The 14726-nt window shown below is 68.3% G+C and carries 14 protein-coding genes and 1 tRNA gene; 4 read left to right on the top strand and 11 right to left on the bottom strand.

Going from position 1 to position 14726, the window contains the following annotated elements; translation table 11 throughout:
- The first annotated feature begins 2 nt into the window (after nucleotides 1-2).
- A complete protein-coding gene (locus AC07YH_RS06985; protein WP_494746266.1) occupies nucleotides 3-905 on the top strand; it encodes a M23 family metallopeptidase in 903 nt (300 codons plus the stop codon).
- Here the strand turns inward: AC07YH_RS06985 and AC07YH_RS06990 are convergent.
- From AC07YH_RS06990 to glmU, 9 genes are all read right to left on the bottom strand, one after another.
- Nucleotides 902-1726, bottom strand: coding sequence for an alpha/beta hydrolase (locus AC07YH_RS06990; RefSeq protein ID WP_494746331.1), 825 nt, complete (start codon nucleotides 1724-1726; stop codon nucleotides 902-904). The genes AC07YH_RS06985 and AC07YH_RS06990 overlap by 4 nt on opposite strands.
- A 103-nt stretch (nucleotides 1727-1829) precedes the next feature.
- Nucleotides 1830-2132 (bottom strand): winged helix-turn-helix domain-containing protein, encoded by a 303-nt coding sequence (locus tag AC07YH_RS06995; protein WP_494746267.1) that lies wholly within the window; start codon nucleotides 2130-2132, stop codon nucleotides 1830-1832.
- 1 nt (nucleotide 2133) lies between these two features.
- Nucleotides 2134-2748, bottom strand: coding sequence for a hypothetical protein (locus tag AC07YH_RS07000; protein ID WP_494746268.1), 615 nt, complete (start codon nucleotides 2746-2748; stop codon nucleotides 2134-2136).
- A gap of 54 nt (nucleotides 2749-2802) precedes the next feature.
- On the bottom strand, nucleotides 2803-4593 hold the full coding sequence (locus AC07YH_RS07005) for a long-chain-acyl-CoA synthetase (RefSeq protein ID WP_494746269.1): 1791 nt from the start codon (nucleotides 4591-4593) through the stop codon (nucleotides 2803-2805).
- Between the two features lie 135 nt (nucleotides 4594-4728).
- Complete coding sequence (locus AC07YH_RS07010) at nucleotides 4729-6108, bottom strand: class II 3-deoxy-7-phosphoheptulonate synthase (protein WP_494746270.1); 1380 nt, start codon at nucleotides 6106-6108, stop codon at nucleotides 4729-4731.
- Between the two features lie 113 nt (nucleotides 6109-6221).
- On the bottom strand, nucleotides 6222-7445 hold the full coding sequence (locus AC07YH_RS07015; RefSeq protein WP_494746271.1) for an O-antigen ligase family protein: 1224 nt from the start codon (nucleotides 7443-7445) through the stop codon (nucleotides 6222-6224).
- Nucleotides 7442-8842 (bottom strand): glutathione-disulfide reductase, encoded by a 1401-nt coding sequence (gene gor / locus AC07YH_RS07020; RefSeq protein ID WP_494746272.1) that lies wholly within the window; start codon nucleotides 8840-8842, stop codon nucleotides 7442-7444. Before gor ends, AC07YH_RS07015 begins: the two co-directional genes overlap by 4 nt.
- A gap of 45 nt (nucleotides 8843-8887) precedes the next feature.
- The gene (gene rpiA, locus AC07YH_RS07025; protein ID WP_494746273.1) at nucleotides 8888-9571 is read right to left on the bottom strand and encodes a ribose-5-phosphate isomerase RpiA; all 684 of its coding nucleotides are present in this window, start codon (nucleotides 9569-9571) and stop codon (nucleotides 8888-8890) included.
- The gene (gene glmU / locus AC07YH_RS07030) at nucleotides 9568-10953 is read right to left on the bottom strand and encodes a bifunctional UDP-N-acetylglucosamine diphosphorylase/glucosamine-1-phosphate N-acetyltransferase GlmU (protein WP_494746274.1); all 1386 of its coding nucleotides are present in this window, start codon (nucleotides 10951-10953) and stop codon (nucleotides 9568-9570) included. Before glmU ends, rpiA begins: the two co-directional genes overlap by 4 nt.
- Before the next feature lie 68 nt (nucleotides 10954-11021).
- On the opposite strand from glmU, the gene AC07YH_RS07035 reads away from it, so the two are divergent.
- The 3 genes from AC07YH_RS07035 to AC07YH_RS07045 all read left to right on the top strand — a co-directional run bounded on the left by AC07YH_RS07035 (nucleotide 11022) and on the right by AC07YH_RS07045 (nucleotide 12835).
- Entirely contained in the window at nucleotides 11022-11735 is a 714-nt protein-coding gene (locus tag AC07YH_RS07035; protein ID WP_494746275.1) for a phosphoglycolate phosphatase, read from the top strand.
- Nucleotides 11736-11786: 51 nt separating this feature from the next.
- Nucleotides 11787-11861, top strand: a tRNA-Val gene (locus AC07YH_RS07040).
- A 101-nt stretch (nucleotides 11862-11962) separates the two neighbouring features.
- Nucleotides 11963-12835 (top strand): aldo/keto reductase, encoded by an 873-nt coding sequence (locus tag AC07YH_RS07045; protein WP_494746276.1) that lies wholly within the window; start codon nucleotides 11963-11965, stop codon nucleotides 12833-12835.
- Here AC07YH_RS07045 and AC07YH_RS07050 read toward each other — a convergent pair.
- Complete coding sequence (locus AC07YH_RS07050; RefSeq protein WP_494746277.1) at nucleotides 12832-13536, bottom strand: LamG-like jellyroll fold domain-containing protein; 705 nt, start codon at nucleotides 13534-13536, stop codon at nucleotides 12832-12834. The two genes, AC07YH_RS07045 and AC07YH_RS07050, sit on opposite strands and share 4 nt — an antisense overlap.
- Nucleotides 13537-13547: 11 nt before the next feature.
- Nucleotides 13548-14654: a pectinesterase family protein gene (locus tag AC07YH_RS07055; RefSeq protein WP_494746278.1), complete on the bottom strand. Its 1107-nt coding sequence runs from the start codon at nucleotides 14652-14654 to the stop codon at nucleotides 13548-13550.
- Nucleotides 14655-14726: the final 72 nt, after the last annotated feature.

Raw genomic sequence — 14726 nt, forward strand, 5'->3', positions numbered from 1 at the left:
CCATGCGCCTCTCCCCGCTCCTGCTGATCGCCCTGCTGGCCGTCGCGCCGCTAACCGCCTGCGACGACACCACCAAGCCCAAGCCTCAAGGCGAGGCGCCCAAGCCGCCCTCGCCCGAGCCGGGTCCGCCTCAGCCCGACGACACGCCGGCCGACGGCGGGGCCGAGCAGCCGTCCAGCGAGCCCGTGCCGCCCAGCCCCGATCCCGCGCCGCAGCCCGCTGAGCCGCCCGCGCCCTCGCCGGCCACGTTCGACCATGCGCCCGCCGGCGCGATCCCCGCCGGCCAGGGTCCGGGCTATCTGGACCGCACGGTCTGGTCGCCGAACATGTGCTGGCCGCTGGCCGAGGCCGGCTTCCCGAACTCGCAGGTCTATGGCCCAGGCGGCGGCATGGGCCCAGCCGGCAAGCCCAGTCAGTGCGATACGCTGAACTACAGCCTGCCCTGGCGTGACACCTTCTGCGAGGCCCGCTCGCGCGCCAACCCGCTGTGCGCGGGGGCCGGCACGGGTCACCAGGGCCAGGACATACGCCCGGCCACCTGCAAGAAGAACGAGCACTGGGCCGTGGCCGCCGAGGCCGGCGTGATCTCCGATATCGGGACCTACACCGTCACGCTCATCGCCAAGGCCCAGCCGCACTACACCTACCGCTACCTGCACATGCAGATGTCGACCCTGGCGGTGAAGGAAGGCGACCAGGTCGCCAAGGGCCAGAAGCTGGGCAAGGTTTCGAACGACTTCGGCGGCACGCCCACGACGATCCACCTGCACTTCGAGCTGCGAGCCGGCGTGGCGGGCACGACGACCGACGGCAAGCCGATCGCCCTGCAGACCTTCCTGCCGCCGTATCTGAGCCTGGCCGAGGCCTATCAGCGCAAGCTGAACGGCCAGGCCTGCGGGAGCTAGTTCACGGCGCTCTTCAGGAACGCGACCATGTCGGCGAACAGGGTCGACTTGCCTCGGAACGGCCGCGACAGCGCCAGAACCGTGCCGGCGTGATCGAGGCCCTCATAGTGCCGCTCCTCGACCTTGGCGCCCTTGTCGCGCAGGGCGGCGGCCAGCTTGCGGGTGTTGCGCGGGCGTACCGTGGTGTCCTTGTCGCCGGTGGCCAGGAAGGCGGCCGGCGCGTCGGCGCGGGCGTAGCGGGTCGGCTGGGTCGCCTCCAGGTCGCTTGCCTCGCCGAAGGTCTGGCGGGTGATCGGGCCGTCCAGCGGCAGGAAGGCGTAGGGGCCCGAGAGACCGGCGAACGCCTTGATCACGCCGGGCTTCACACCGGCGGCCGTCAGATAGCGCGGGTCCAGGGCCAGCATGGCGGCGTTGTAGGCGCCGGCCGAGTGGCCGATCAGGACGATCCGGCTGGGGTCGCCGCCCAGCGCGGCGGCGTGCTCGACGGCCCACCGCACCGCCTGGGCGCCGTCGTCGATGAAGCTGGGATAGCGGACCTCCGGATAGAGCCGGTAGTCCGGGACCAGGGTCAGGAAGCCTTGCGCGGCGATGGCCCGCGCGGCCCAGCCATAGTCCTGCCGCCGCCCGCTGTCCCACGAGCCGCCATAGAAGAAGATCGCCACCGGCGCGGGGCCGTGGGCGACCGGCGGGGCGTAGACGTCGACGCCGCCGCGCGGTCCGGCGGCGTAATGCGCGCCCTTGTCCTCGACCTTGGCCGCGTCCTTGGGCGTGAAGGTCGCGAACAGCGACAGCGGCGAGCAGGCCGACGTCATCGCCGCCATCAGGGCGGCCAGGCCCACACGTCTCGTCACCGTTGTTCCCGCCACGTCGCGCCTCCGCCTTCGTTGTCCGCCAGAGCTACGAACGCGCCAGGGCCTTGGACGCTCACGGGCGGCCCTCGACCAGCTTGGCGATGGCGTCGAGATAGTCGGCGAAGGCCGCGCGGCCGCCGTCGCTGAGCGCCACGCGGGTCAGGGGCTTGCGGCCGACGAAGCTCTTGTCGATGGCCACGTAGCCGGCCTCCTCAAGCTTGCGCAGGTGGACCGACAGGTTGCCGTCGGTCAGCGACAGCTTGGCCTTCAGGGTGTTGAAGTCGGCGCTGCCGGCGCTGGTCAGGAAGGCCATGATCCCCAGCCGCACGCGGCCGTGGATCACCTCGTCCAGGCGATCGATCTCGAACTCGTCCACGTCAGCCGGCCGACCGCCGCGACAGGAGAAGGCCCGGGACGAAGGCCAGCAGGAACAGCGCGGCGGCATAGGCCAGCCACACCGTCGTCGAGCCGATCAGCAGGCCCATGGCGATGGCCGCCGCGAACGAGGCGATGGCCACCAGCCGGATCCAGGCCAGCTTCGACACGCTGGCCGCCACCCACCAGGCCGCACCGTACAGCACCAGGATGATCGAGGGCGCGAAGCCGATCAGCAGCCCGGTCTGGGCCTTCCAGCTCGCTATGCCCAGAGCGGCGAACAGCACGAAGCAACCGATGCCGACACCGGTCCAGACCTGATGATAGGTGCGGTTGGCCGCCGACTCCGCGCCGGGCCGCTTGGCGACCTTGCCGATCAGCACGCCCTGGATCGTCACGTGCACCGCGACGGTGAGCGCCCACAGCCCGAACAGCCAGACCTTCGGGACATCGATGACGTCGGTCAGGACCAGCCACTGCACCAGGCTGGCCGTCCCGTAGCAGCCACCGGCCGCCGCCAGAAGCGAGCCGCCCAGCAACGGCGTGCGGGCGCCGTCCTCGGCCAGGGCGCGCAGGAAGGCGAGATCGTCGCGGATGGCCTTCACGTCGTCGGTCATGGCGAATCCTCGGGTGGAGAATTCCGCCACTTTGCGGCTTAAAGCGCCTCTAGCCTAGAGCTTGAAAGCCCCGCTCTCGATCTTGGCGTGGAGGGCCTTGGTGATCTTCACATAGCCCTTGGCCGGATCGCGGAAGTACAGCGGATCCTTGGTCTTGCTCGGGTCGAAGCCATCATTGACCAGGTCGATCTTGCGGTACTTGAAGGTGCCGGTCGTCTCGATCTGCTGCTGCAGGCGCACGAACAGTGGACGGGCGTAGCTGGGCAGTTGCTCGTCGACATGCTTGCCGAAGGCCTCGACGTCGAAGCCGTCTTCCACGACCAGCGCGGCCATGCCGGCCTTGCCGTCCAGGTCGCCGACCTTCACGCCGTAGACATTGACTTCCTGCACGCCCTCGAAGCTGGCGATGCGTTCGGAGACCTCGCTGGTGGCGACGTTCTCGCCCTTCCAGCGGAAGGTGTCGCCGATGCGGTCGATGAAATAGATGTAGCCGTCGCTGTCCACCTTCATCAGGTCGCCGGTGCGGAACCAGGCGTCGCCCTTCTGGAAGACGTCGTGCAGGATTTTCTTCTCGGTCGCGGCCTTGTCGGCATAGCCGGTGTAGTTCGAGCGGGCGTCGGCGCCGATATGGCCGATGCACTCGCCGACCTCGCCGGGCGCGACCTCGATGCAGCAGCCGTTGGCGCTGCGGATCGGCGTCTCGGTCTCGACGTCGAACTTGACGATCCGGATGTTGAACTTCTTCTTCAGATAGCCGGGGATCCGGCCGATCGCGCCGCGCTTGCCGTCGAAATTGAACAGCGAGACGTTGCCCTCGGTGGCGCCGTAGAACTCCAGCACGTCGCCGACCTTAAAGCGGTCCAGCATGTCGTTCCAGACGTCCGGACGCAGGCCGTTGCCGAAGATCATGCGGATCTTGTGGGCGCGCTCCAGCTCGTGCTCGGGCTGGTTGGCGAGGTAGCGGCACAACTCGCCGATATAGACGAACATCGTGCAGTTCTCGGCGACGATTTCGGGCCAGAAGTGGGTGGCCGAGAACTTCTTGCGCAACACGATCGCGCCGCCGTTCAACAGGCCCGCGCCCATCGCGCAGAGGCCGCCGGTGGCGTGGTACAGCGGCAGGGTCACATAGATGCGGTCGTTCTGGTTCGAACCCGTCGAGCCCGCGAAGCCGCGCATGTAGAGCTGCGCCCGCATGTGGGTGATGCGCGCGGCCTTGGGCAGGCCCGTGGTGCCGCTGGTGAAGATGTAGAGCGCGGTGTCCTTGGCGACGATGCCGTCGCGAGCCGTCTCGCGATCCGGACGCAGCTGACTGCAGCTCTTCAGCGCCTTGATCAGGTCGCGCTGCTCGCCGTGAACGGGCCCCAGCACCCACTGGTGCATGTGGCGGGTCAGCTGGCCCTTCACGTCCTCGAAGCAGGGAGAGGTCTCGGGATCGACGATGCAGTGCATCGCTTGCGAGATGTTCAGGCAGTGCGCCAGGGCCGCGCCGGTCAGCTGGTTGTTGATCAGAGCCGTGGCCACCCCGATCTTGGTCAGGCCGTACCAGATGGCCATGTACTCAAGCCGATTGGGCATGAACAGCGCCACGGTCTGGCCCCGCGTGATCCCCTGCCCCTTGGCCCAGTGGGCGTAGCGGTTGGCGATGGCGTCCAGCTCGGCATAGGTGACCGACTTGCCCTCGAAGGTGATCGCCTGGCGGTCGCGCCACTTGTCCACCGCCGCTTCGAGGTCGTCACAGATCAGGTTGGGACTGTCGGGAGCGATCGACTTCACGCGCTTCAGCGTCCGGGACAAGCCCTTCAAGAAACGGATTTCCCGCTTGATCTTCTGACGCAAACGCATTCGGCTCTCCCTTCAAACAACCATTGGAGAGCGCCGCGCGACGGGTCAAGCCGCCGCGCGCTGCATCGCAAACCTTTCAATGTTCGCTCAACCTGAACAGCGATCACCAAGGATCGCCGCGTCAGCCGTTGATCGTCAGCCCGCTGCTAGTCGACGCTGGTCGTCGCGCGCCGATTTCAGCTTTTCGGCGACCAGGAACGCCAGTTCCAACGCCTGCTCACCGTTGAGGCGTGGGTCGCAGTGCGTGTGGTAGCGGTCGGCGAGGTCCGTCTCCGACACGGCGCGGGCGCCGCCCAGGCATTCGGTGACGTTCTGACCGGTCATCTCCAAGTGAACGCCGCCCGGATGGACGCCTTCGGCCTGGGCGATCTCCACGAAGCTCTTCACTTCGCTGAGGATGCGATCGAACGGGCGGGTCTTGTAGCCGGTCGAGGCCTTCAGCGTGTTGCCGTGCATCGGATCGGTGGCCCAGACCACCGAGCGGCCGGCCGACTTGGTGGCCTTCATCAGGCGCGGCAGGCGGTCGGCGATCTTGTCCGAGCCGAAGCGGCCATAGAGCGTCAGGCGGCCCGGTTCGTTGTTCGGGTTCAGCACGTCGATCAGGCGCAGGAGGTCGTCGCCCTCCATGGTCGGACCGCACTTCAGGCCGATCGGGTTCTTCACGCCCTTCATGAACTCGATGTGCGCCCCGTCCAGCTGGCGGGTGCGCTCGCCGATCCACAGCAGGTGGGCGCTGGTGTCGTACCAGTCGCCCGAGGTGCTATCGACGCGGGTCATGGCCTCCTCGAAGCCCAGCAGCAGGGCTTCGTGGCTGGTGAAGAACTCCACCTGATGCATGCCCGGATGGCTCTGCGGCGTGACGCCGATCGCGGCCATGAAGGCCAGGCTCTCGGTGATCTTGTCCGACAGCTCGCGATAGCGCGCCCCCTGCGGGCTGTCGCCGACGAAGCCCAGGGTCCAGCGGTGGATGTTGTGCAGGTCGGCATAGCCGCCGTTGGCGAAGGCCCGCAGCAGGTTCAGGGTCGAGGCCGACTGGCCATAGGCCTTCAGCAGGCGATCGGGGTCCGGCACGCGCTCTTCAGCGGTGAAGTCCATGCCGTTGATGATGTCGCCGCGATAGGACGGCAGGGTTTCGTCGCCGATCGTCTCGATGGGCTCGGAGCGCGGCTTGGCGAACTGGCCGGCGATGCGGCCCACCTTCACCACCGGCTTGCCGCCGGCGAAGGTCAGCACCACCGCCATCTGCAGGATCAGACGGAAGGTGTCGCGGATGTTGTCCGCGTGGAATTCCTTGAAGCTCTCGGCGCAGTCGCCGCCTTGCAGCAGGAAGGCGCGGCCTTCGGCCACGTCGCCCAGCAGGCTCTTCAGACGGCGCGCCTCGCCGGCGAACACCAGCGGCGGCATCTGGCGCAGCGTCTGCTCGACCCGCTCCACCGCGCCCATGTCCGGATAATCCGTGGGCATGTGCTTGGCGGGCTTGGCTCTCCAGGCGGCGGGGGTCCAGCGGGCGGTCATGACGAGGCTCGATTACTGCGAAGGGCGGCGTAGATACCGCGAAAGGAACTAAAAGGCAAAATCGTGCGGCTGAACACCGCCGATCCACCCAGCTGAGAAAAGTCGTAGTCGCGCTAACGCGGTGCGGCGCTCGATTTTTGCGCGATCGAGCAGCCAATGGCGGCAATGACGCCCAGCGCCAACCACCACTCCTGCCAGACGCCGAAGCTCAAGCCGCCGATCATCACGTAGGCGGTCAGGGTCGCGGCCGCCATGGCGCCGTCGCGGCGGTTCTCGCCGGTCCAGGCCACGATCCGGTACAGCACCCAGGCGAAGAACGCCGCCGCCAGCGCCGCGCCCAGCGCGCCCAGCTCCAGCCACAGCTGCAGCGCCGCGTTGTGGGTGTGCAGCGGGATGGCGTTGCCGAAGGTCCGGCTGGCGTCGATGCCCCAGCCGCGCAGCGCGTGCTGGACAATCTGGTTGGCGGCGAAGGCCCAGATGTTCAGGCGCGCGTCCCAGGATGGCGGCGCCAGCTGGTGCAGCCAGGCGAACAGGCCCGAACGCACGCCCCACAGCACCACCATCGGCGCGAAGATGAACAGGGTCGAGACCGCCGGGATCATGCCGCGCACAAAGGGTTTGCCGATCAGCCGCGTCCCCAGCCAGACCAGCCCGGCCAGCAGGAAGGCCGCGCCCGAGGCGTCGGCGCTGGTGAAATGCGACGCCGCCAGGATCATCAGCGCCATGGTCGCGATCAGCACGTTGCGGCCCCGGAAGCCCCAGGCGTCCAGCAGCCGCGCGCAAGGCCAGAACAACAGCACCAGCGGATAGACCGGCAGCGACACCTTCACCACCGCCAGGTCCCACCGGATGGGATCGTGGGTCGCGGCGCGGATCGCCTGGTAGATCTTCGCCGTCGACGCCGCGTCGACGAAGGTGAGCGCGGCCAGGGCGATCATGCCAAACAGCATCACCCGCCCCGCCAGCCGCGCCGAGCGCTGCGACAGGGTCCCGAGCGTGGCCACGGCCGTGCCGTAGAGTCCCAGCTGCAACACCAGCTTCAAGGCGGTGAAGGCGCCGACGTCCTTGTCGCGCTTCAGCGCCGACAGGGCCGGCGCCGCCGGGCTCCAGTTCAGACTGACCAGCGCCCACAGCACCATCAGCATCAGGGCGTACATCGGCAGCAGCGGCGGGCGCGAACGCGCCAGCCCCGGCGTGGCCAGCAGACCGACCACGGCCAGCAGCGGCGCGAAGCCGAGCGGCGCCAGGTAGCCGATCAGCGGCGTCATCACCATCAGGAAGACGGCGAGCGCGCCCAGCCACCGGGTCCGACGCTCGGGAGCGTCGAGAAGGGTCATCCAACCCCGCCGACTTCGACCGGCACGTACTTCTCACGCATCGTGACCAGCTCTTCGGCCAGGGTCGGGTGGACGGCGCAGGTGGAGTCCCACTGCGGCTTGGTCACGCCCATCTTCACGGCGATGGCGGCCATCTGGATGATCTCGGGCGAGTCCGGGCCCACCACGTGGACGCCGACCACCTTCTGGTCGTCCTGCTTGACCACCAACTTGATCAGGCAACGCTCCTGGCCGCCGTAGAAAGTGATCTTCATCGGACGGAACACCGAGCGGTAGATATCGACGGTCCCGAACGCATGGCGGGCCTCGGCCTCGGTCATGCCGACCGAACCGACCGGCGGCTGGCTGAACACCGCCGAGGCGACCATGTCGTGATCGAAGGTGGTCGGGTTGTCGTAGAACTCGGTCTGGGCGAAGGCGGCGCCCTCGCGGATGGCCACCGGCGTCAGGTTGATGCGGTCGGTGACGTCGCCGACGGCCCAGATGCTGGGGACATTGGTCTTGGAGTGCTCGTCGACGGCGATCGCGCCCTTGTCGTTCAGCTTCACGCCGGCCTTTTCCAGGCCCAGGCCCTGGACGTAGGGCTCGCGGCCGGTGGCGAACATCACCGCCTCGGTCTCGAAGGTCAGGTCGCTGGTCAGGGTGCTGAGCAGCGTGCCGTCCTCCTGTTTCTCGATCGAGGTGTGCGAGCAGCCCAGCACCACCTTGATGCCCTTCTTGCCCAGCTCGTCGGCCAAGTGCGAGCGAACGTCGTCATCGAAGCCGCGCAGGATGTTGGCCCCGCGATAGAGCAGCGTCGTCTGCACGCCCAGCCCTGCGAAGATGCCGGCGAACTCGACGGCGATATAGCCGCCGCCGACGACCATGATGCTCTTCGGCAGCTTCGGGATATGGAAGGCTTCATCCGAGGTGATGCCGAACTCGGCGCCCGGGAAGTCCGGCTTCAACGGCCGGCCGCCCGTGGCGACCAGGATTTTCTTGGCGGTGTAGGTCCCGGCGTCATCGCTGCCGTCCTTGGGCAGCACCTCGACGGTGTGGGCGTCGATGATCTGGGCCCGGCCATGCAGCAGGTTAGCGCCGGCCTTCTGCAGGTTGGTGACGTAGATGCCCGAGAGGCGGGCGATCTCGACGTCCTTGTCGTGGATGAAGCCCTTCCAGTCGAACTTGGCGCCTTCGATGGTCCAGCCATAACCCTTGGCGGTCTTCAGCTGGCTGGTGACCTCGCTGGCGTAGACCATGAACTTCTTGGGCACGCAGCCGCGGATCACGCAGGTGCCGCCGACCCGATATTCCTCGGCCACGGCGACCTTGGCGCCGCTCATGGCGGCCAGGCGCGCCGCCCGCACGCCGCCCGAACCGGCGCCGATGACGAAGAGATCGAAGTCGTAGTCAGCCACGATGGCCTCCAGGTAGCTCAAAGCTTGGGCGGCTTATGTAGGACGTCAGGGAACGAGGCGCACCACACCCGTATCCGTACCGATCAGCGCTTCATCGGCCAGATCGAGGAACAGGCCGTGGTCGACCACGCCGGTGACGCTCTTTAGCGCCGCGGCCAGGGCCGTCGGATCGGTGATCGCGCCGGAGGCCATGTCGTAGATCAGGTTGCCGCCGTCGGTGACCACCATGCCCCGGTCGGCCTGGCGCAGGCGCGGCGGCGGCAGGTCGAACTCGGCGGCGATGTCGGCCAGGCGCCAGCTGGTGTGGACGTGGCCGAAACGGACCACCTCGATCGGCAGCGGGAACTTGCCCAGCACGTCGACCTTCTTGGCGGCGTCGGCAATGACGACGCAGCGGTTGGACGCCTCCCAGACCAGCTTCTCGCGCAGCAGGGCCGCGCCGCCGCCCTTGATCAGCGAAAGGCCTGGGCCGACCTCGTCCGCGCCGTCCACGGTCAGGTCGATGCTCTTGACGTCGTCCAGCGCCGCCAGCGGGATGCCCAGCTCGCGCGCCAGGGTGGCGGTGGCCTCGGACGTCGGCACACCCCGGATGTCCTTCAGGCCGCGGGCGGCCAGCGCCTTGACGAACCAGGCGGCCGTCGAGCCGGTGCCCAGGCCCACCACCATGCCGCTCTCGACGAGCTCGGCGGCGGCTTGCCCCGAGATACGCTTCTGGTCGTCGGCGCTCATGGATTGCCCTTCTTCTTGTCCTTGGCGGCCTGCTTGAGGGCGCGGAACTTCGTCGCCCAGCCAGCCTTGATCTTCTGTTCCGGACGCGTCAGGGCCAGGGCCCCGTCCTCGACGTCCTGGGTGATCACCGAGCCCGAGCCAGTCATCGCGCCGTCGCCGATCCGCACCGGCGCGACCAGCGCGCTGTTGGAGCCGATGAAGGCGCCCTTGCCCACATGGGTCTCGAACTTCTCGAAGCCGTCGTAGTTGCAGAAGATCGTGCCGGCCCCGATGTTGGCCTTCTCGCCGACCGAGCCGTCGCCCAGATAGCTGAGGTGATTGGCCTTGGCGCCCGCGCCGACCTTGACCTTCTTCACTTCCACGAAGTTGCCGATGTGGGCCTCGGGGCCGATCTCGGCGCCCGGACGCAGACGGGCGTAGGGACCTATCAGGGCGCCCTCGCCCACGGTCGCGCCTTCCAGGTGGCTGAAGGCCTTGATCACCGCGCCCGCCGCGACGTCGACTCCAGGGCCGAAGACCACGAACTGCTCGACGACAGCGCCGCCCGCGATCTGGGTGTCCCAGGACAGATGGACAGTCTCGGGCGCGGACATGGTCACGCCCTCGGTCAGCAGGACGTTGCGACGGCCGCGCTGCCAGACGGCCTCGGCGGCGGCCAGCTCGGCCTGGGAGTTGACCCCCTGCACCGCCGGCTCGGGCGCGAAGGCCGCGCGGGTCGAGAGCTTGCGGTCGTGGGCCAAACCCACAACGTCGGTGAGGTAGTACTCGCCCTTGCTGTTGTCGTTGCGGACGTCGGCCAGCAGGCTGAACAGCGTGGCGCGATCGGCGGCCAGCACGCCGGAATTGCAGTGCTTGACCTGCTTGGTGGCGCTGTCGGCGTCCTTCTCCTCGACGATGCGCAGCAGCACATGGCCCGGCGCCAGGATCAGGCGGCCATAGCCGGTGGGGTTGGCGGCCTCGAAGCCCAGCACCGCGACGTCCGTGCCATTGGCCATCAGGTCGAACAGCGGCGCGATCACGCCGGCGGTGGTCAGCGGGCAGTCGGCATAGGTGACCACCACGTCGCCGTCGAAATCGGCCAGGGCCTCGCGAGCGGCCAGCACGGCGTGGCCGGTGCCCAGCGGCGGGTCCTGGATGACGGTGGCGTTCGGGCCCAGGCGCTTGCGGGCGGCCTCGCCGACCTGCGGGCTGTGCGCGCCGACCACGACCACGATCCGCTCGCAGTTCAGGCCCTCGGCCGCGTCGATGGCCAGATCCATCAGCGTCCGGTTGGCCACCTTGTGCAGCACCTTGGGCGTCGGCGACTTCATCCGCGTCCCCTGGCCGGCGGCCAGGATCACGGCGGCGCGCGGACGTGATGGGCTCGAAACGGAATCAGTCATGGACTGGCGACTCCCTGGGACGCTTCCAGCGTTGCATTAGCCGCCCAATTGGCGGAAAGGCCAGACCCATGAGCGAGCTTCATGACCTCAAAGGGGCGACCATCGCCTTCGATCTCGATGGAACGCTGGTCGATACCGCGCCCGACCTGGTCGGCGCGCTGAACACCATCCTGGCGCAGGAGGCCCTGCCGCCCCTGCCCTTCGACGAGGTGCGACTAATGGTCGGGCGCGGGGCCCGGGCCCTGCTGGAGCGCGGCTTCGCCGCCGCCGGCGCGCCCATGGACGCCGAGCACGCCCCGTCGCTGGTCCAGCGCTTCATCGCCGTCTATCTGGAGCGCATCGCCGACGAGAGCGCGCCCTTCCCCGGCGTGGTCGAGGTGCTGACGCAGCTGAAGGCCGCCGGCGCCAAGCTCGTCGTCTGCACCAACAAGCTGACCAACCTGTCGGTCGCCCTGCTGGACGCCGTGGGCCTGACGCCGTTCTTCGACGCGGTGATCGGCGCGGACATGGCCCCCGCGCCCAAGCCCGACGGCCGCCACGTGGCCGCCGCCATCGCCGCCGTCGGTGGCGATCCAGCCCGCGCCGTCATGGTCGGCGACAGCATCAACGACGCCCTTGGGGCCAAGAACGCCGGGGTCCCTGCCCTGCTGGTTTCGTTCGGCTACACCGAGGATCCGGTCGAGACCCTGGGGGCCGATCTGGTCATCCACAGCTTTTTGGATGTGCCTGAAGCCTGCAAGACGCTTTTGGCCTCTTGCCCCGCGCCGAACACCAGATTATAGACCCCCTCCTCTCGCGGATCGGTCCTCTTCGGCGGACCTCTCCACACCGGCGGATGCGTAGCTCAGCGGGAGAGCACCTCGTTCACACCGAGGGGGTCACAGGTTCAATCCCTGTCGCATCCACCATTCCTTCCCCTTCAGCGTTAAATGTACAAACCGGACCGGGCGTCTTCCGGTATCCTGCCCTCGCCGCGCCCATGTGCGCGCTTCATCGGCAGGGAAGCGACATGTCCAAGGAAAACATCGCCGCGAAGTCCGGCGTCTTCAGGATCGGCGGCGAAATCGAGGTCCATCGCCTGGCCTTTGGCGCCATGCGCGTCACGGGTTCGGGTATCTGGGGGCCGCCGACCGACCATGCCGAGGCGATCGCCGTCCTGCGCCGGTTGCCCGAGCTGGGGATCAACTTCATCGACACGGCCGATTCCTATGGCCCGTTCGTCAGCGAAGACCTGATCGCCGAGGCCCTGGCGCCCTATGACGGCCTGCTGATCGCGACCAAGGGCGGCCTGACGCGCCCCGGTCCGGGCGTCTGGGAGCCCGTTGGCCGTCCGGAATATCTGCGCCAGTGCGTGATGATGAGCCTGCGCCGGCTCAAGCAGGACCAGATCGGCCTCTGGCAGTTGCACCGCATCGACCCCAAGGTTCCCCGCGACGAGCAGTTCGGCGTCATCGCCGAGATGATCGGTGAAGGCCTGATCCGTCATGCCGGGCTCAGCCAGGTCAGCGTCGAGGAGATCGAAGCCGCGCAGCGCCACTTCCCGGTCGCCACGGTGCAGAACCTCTACAATCTGACGGACCGCTCCAGCGAGGCCGTGCTGGACTATTGCACGACCAAGAACATCGGCTTCATCCCCTGGTACCCGCTGGCGTCGGGCAGCCTGGCCCGACCGGGCACGGCGCTGGACCACATCGTGCACGCGACCGGCGCCACGCCCAGCCAGGTCGCCCTGGCCTGGGTGCTGAAGCGCAGTCCGGTCATGCTGCCCATCCCCGGCACCGGCAAGGTCGCGCACCTGGACGACAACGCCCAGGCAGCCGCGCTCACGCTATCGGACGAGGACTTCGCCGCCCTCGACCAGCAGGCTCGCGCCGAGGCCTAACGCGTCTTCTGCAGCGCCTCCGGGGCCAAAGCCCTGGGGGTGAAGCGCGCCTCGCGGAGCGCGCCCTTGAAGTAGTCGACCTTGTTCATGCGCGCGCCGATCGAGCTGCGGCCCTGGCCTTGCGGGGTGTAGGCGATGTCGGCCTCGCCCTGCAGCTGGCCGTTGACGAAGGCCCGATAGGTCTTGCCGTCATAGCTCTGGGCCACCCAGTACCAGGGGCCGATCGGGAAGGTCTTGTCGAGGAACAGCAGGGTCTGCTTGTAGCCCTCGCCCGTGGCGAAGGCGTCCAGGCTCCAGGCGCCGTCCTTGACCCGGATCTCGAACAGGATGCGGGTCACCGAGGGCGGCGCGCCGGGGGTGGGGTCCTCCTCGTTGAGGTGGAACCAGCGCTGGGCGAAAGCGCCGCCGTCCGGACGGAACAGGGCCTCGAAGGTGAACTGCTTCATGCCGGCCAGCGGGTGCTTGGCGATGACCAGGCGGTCGTCGACGCCGTCGAACTGCACGGCCTTGCCATAGGGGCTGTCGACCAGCTTCGGATCGCCCTCGACCGTGGTCTGCTCGCCGCCGATGTTGGACAGGCGGTCGAAGACCCAGCGGGTCTGGCCCGGCATCCGGGTCATCGCCTCCGCGCCACCGGCCATCAGCCCTCCCGCGAGGGCGGCGCCGCCGACCAGGACTTCACGTCGTCCGAAACCGCCCATCACTCTACTCCTCAAACCGGATTCCAGCCCGACATCAGCTTCGGGATCGTATAGTTCCGCGCCTCCGCGGGCGAAAGCTGGCGGCGACGCTTGGAAGGCTTGCCCGCGCCCGGGCCCTTGCTGGCGTATTCGAACAGGCGCGCATCCTCGGGCTGGTACATGGCCCGGCCGCCGCCCTTCAGATTGTAGTGCATCGGATACCAGGCTTCCGGGACGATGTGGTCGTCCATCCAGCAGCGCACGAAGGCGGTGTGGCCCACGGCGTCCGGATTGCCATAGCGGCCGTCCGGGAAGCTCATGGTGTGCCGCCAGGGTCGGCCCAGCGCCATGGTGTGCCTGGGCATGTCGGCGTCGCGGGTCAGGCGACAGTCCAGGAAGATCAGGCCATAGGGCTGGCGGCGGTCGGTGTCGGGCGCGGCGATGAAGCCGTGGAAGTCCTTGCCCGGCCGAGTGCGCGAGCGGATCTCGCAGTGGTCGAACACCGCGATCCCCATGCCGTAGATGAAGTCGACGCAGCCGCTGACATAGCAGTTGCGGAACACGCTGCGGCCGGCGTCGGTGAACAGGGTGTCCTGCCAGCCGGTCAGGGCGACGTCCTCGAAATAGGCCTTGTCCGAACCCTTGCCCAGCTTCAGCGCGGTGGCCTGGGCCCCGCTGGCGCCGGTGCGGTCGTAGTCGACCTCGGGCGGCATGTGATGGGGATAGTCGAAGTCGTTGGCGATGGTCATCCGTTCGGCCCGGAAACCCGGCGCGGTGACGACCATGGTGGCGATCTCGGCGGGGCCGCCCGGACGACGGCTGCCGGCATAGTCGTCATAGGTGATGGTGGTGGCCTTGCGCCCCTCGCCGACCAGCCAGACGTTCGGCTTGGTCACCGTCACCTTCTCGCGCCAGGTCCCGGCGGTGACGAGGATACGGAACGGCCGGTCGCCAGAGGCCGGCGCGGCGTCCAGGGCTTCTGCCAGGGTGGCGTAAGCTTTGGCCCCACGGGCCTTGCCGTCGGTCGAGACCACGGCGTCGTAGGCGGCGCGCTTGGGCGCGGCCAGGACCGGGCTAGCGACGAACAGGGTCGCCGCGCCAGTCAGCAGCAGCGACCGGCGATCAAGAGACTCTATCATGTGAGAACCCTCGCAAAGCGAAACGGCGCGGCCCCCAGATTTGGTGGAGGGGGGCCGCGCCGCGCATGAGGC

It is taken from the genome of Caulobacter sp. GW456-12-1-14-TSB4, from assembly GCF_059424195.1.

What these genes read in the sequence shown, in the direction of transcription:
- AC07YH_RS06985 (WP_494746266.1), top strand. Translation starts at nt 3, where the DNA reads ATGCGCCTCTCCCCGCTCCTGCTGATCGCCCTGCTGGCCGTCGCGCCG.
- AC07YH_RS06990 (WP_494746331.1), bottom strand. Translation starts at nt 1,726, where the DNA reads ATGGCGGCGATGACGTCGGCCTGCTCGCCGCTGTCGCTGTTCGCGACC.
- AC07YH_RS07000 (WP_494746268.1), bottom strand. Translation starts at nt 2,748, where the DNA reads ATGACCGACGACGTGAAGGCCATCCGCGACGATCTCGCCTTCCTGCGC.
- AC07YH_RS07005 (WP_494746269.1), bottom strand. Translation starts at nt 4,593, where the DNA reads ATGCGTTTGCGTCAGAAGATCAAGCGGGAAATCCGTTTCTTGAAGGGC.
- AC07YH_RS07010 (WP_494746270.1), bottom strand. Translation starts at nt 6,108, where the DNA reads ATGACCGCCCGCTGGACCCCCGCCGCCTGGAGAGCCAAGCCCGCCAAG.
- AC07YH_RS07015 (WP_494746271.1), bottom strand. Translation starts at nt 7,445, where the DNA reads ATGACCCTTCTCGACGCTCCCGAGCGTCGGACCCGGTGGCTGGGCGCG.
- rpiA (WP_494746273.1), bottom strand. Translation starts at nt 9,571, where the DNA reads ATGAGCGCCGACGACCAGAAGCGTATCTCGGGGCAAGCCGCCGCCGAG.
- glmU (WP_494746274.1), bottom strand. Translation starts at nt 10,953, where the DNA reads ATGACTGATTCCGTTTCGAGCCCATCACGTCCGCGCGCCGCCGTGATC.
- AC07YH_RS07035 (WP_494746275.1), top strand. Translation starts at nt 11,022, where the DNA reads ATGAGCGAGCTTCATGACCTCAAAGGGGCGACCATCGCCTTCGATCTC.
- AC07YH_RS07045 (WP_494746276.1), top strand. Translation starts at nt 11,963, where the DNA reads ATGTCCAAGGAAAACATCGCCGCGAAGTCCGGCGTCTTCAGGATCGGC.
- AC07YH_RS07050 (WP_494746277.1), bottom strand. Translation starts at nt 13,536, where the DNA reads ATGGGCGGTTTCGGACGACGTGAAGTCCTGGTCGGCGGCGCCGCCCTC.
- AC07YH_RS07055 (WP_494746278.1), bottom strand. Translation starts at nt 14,654, where the DNA reads ATGATAGAGTCTCTTGATCGCCGGTCGCTGCTGCTGACTGGCGCGGCG.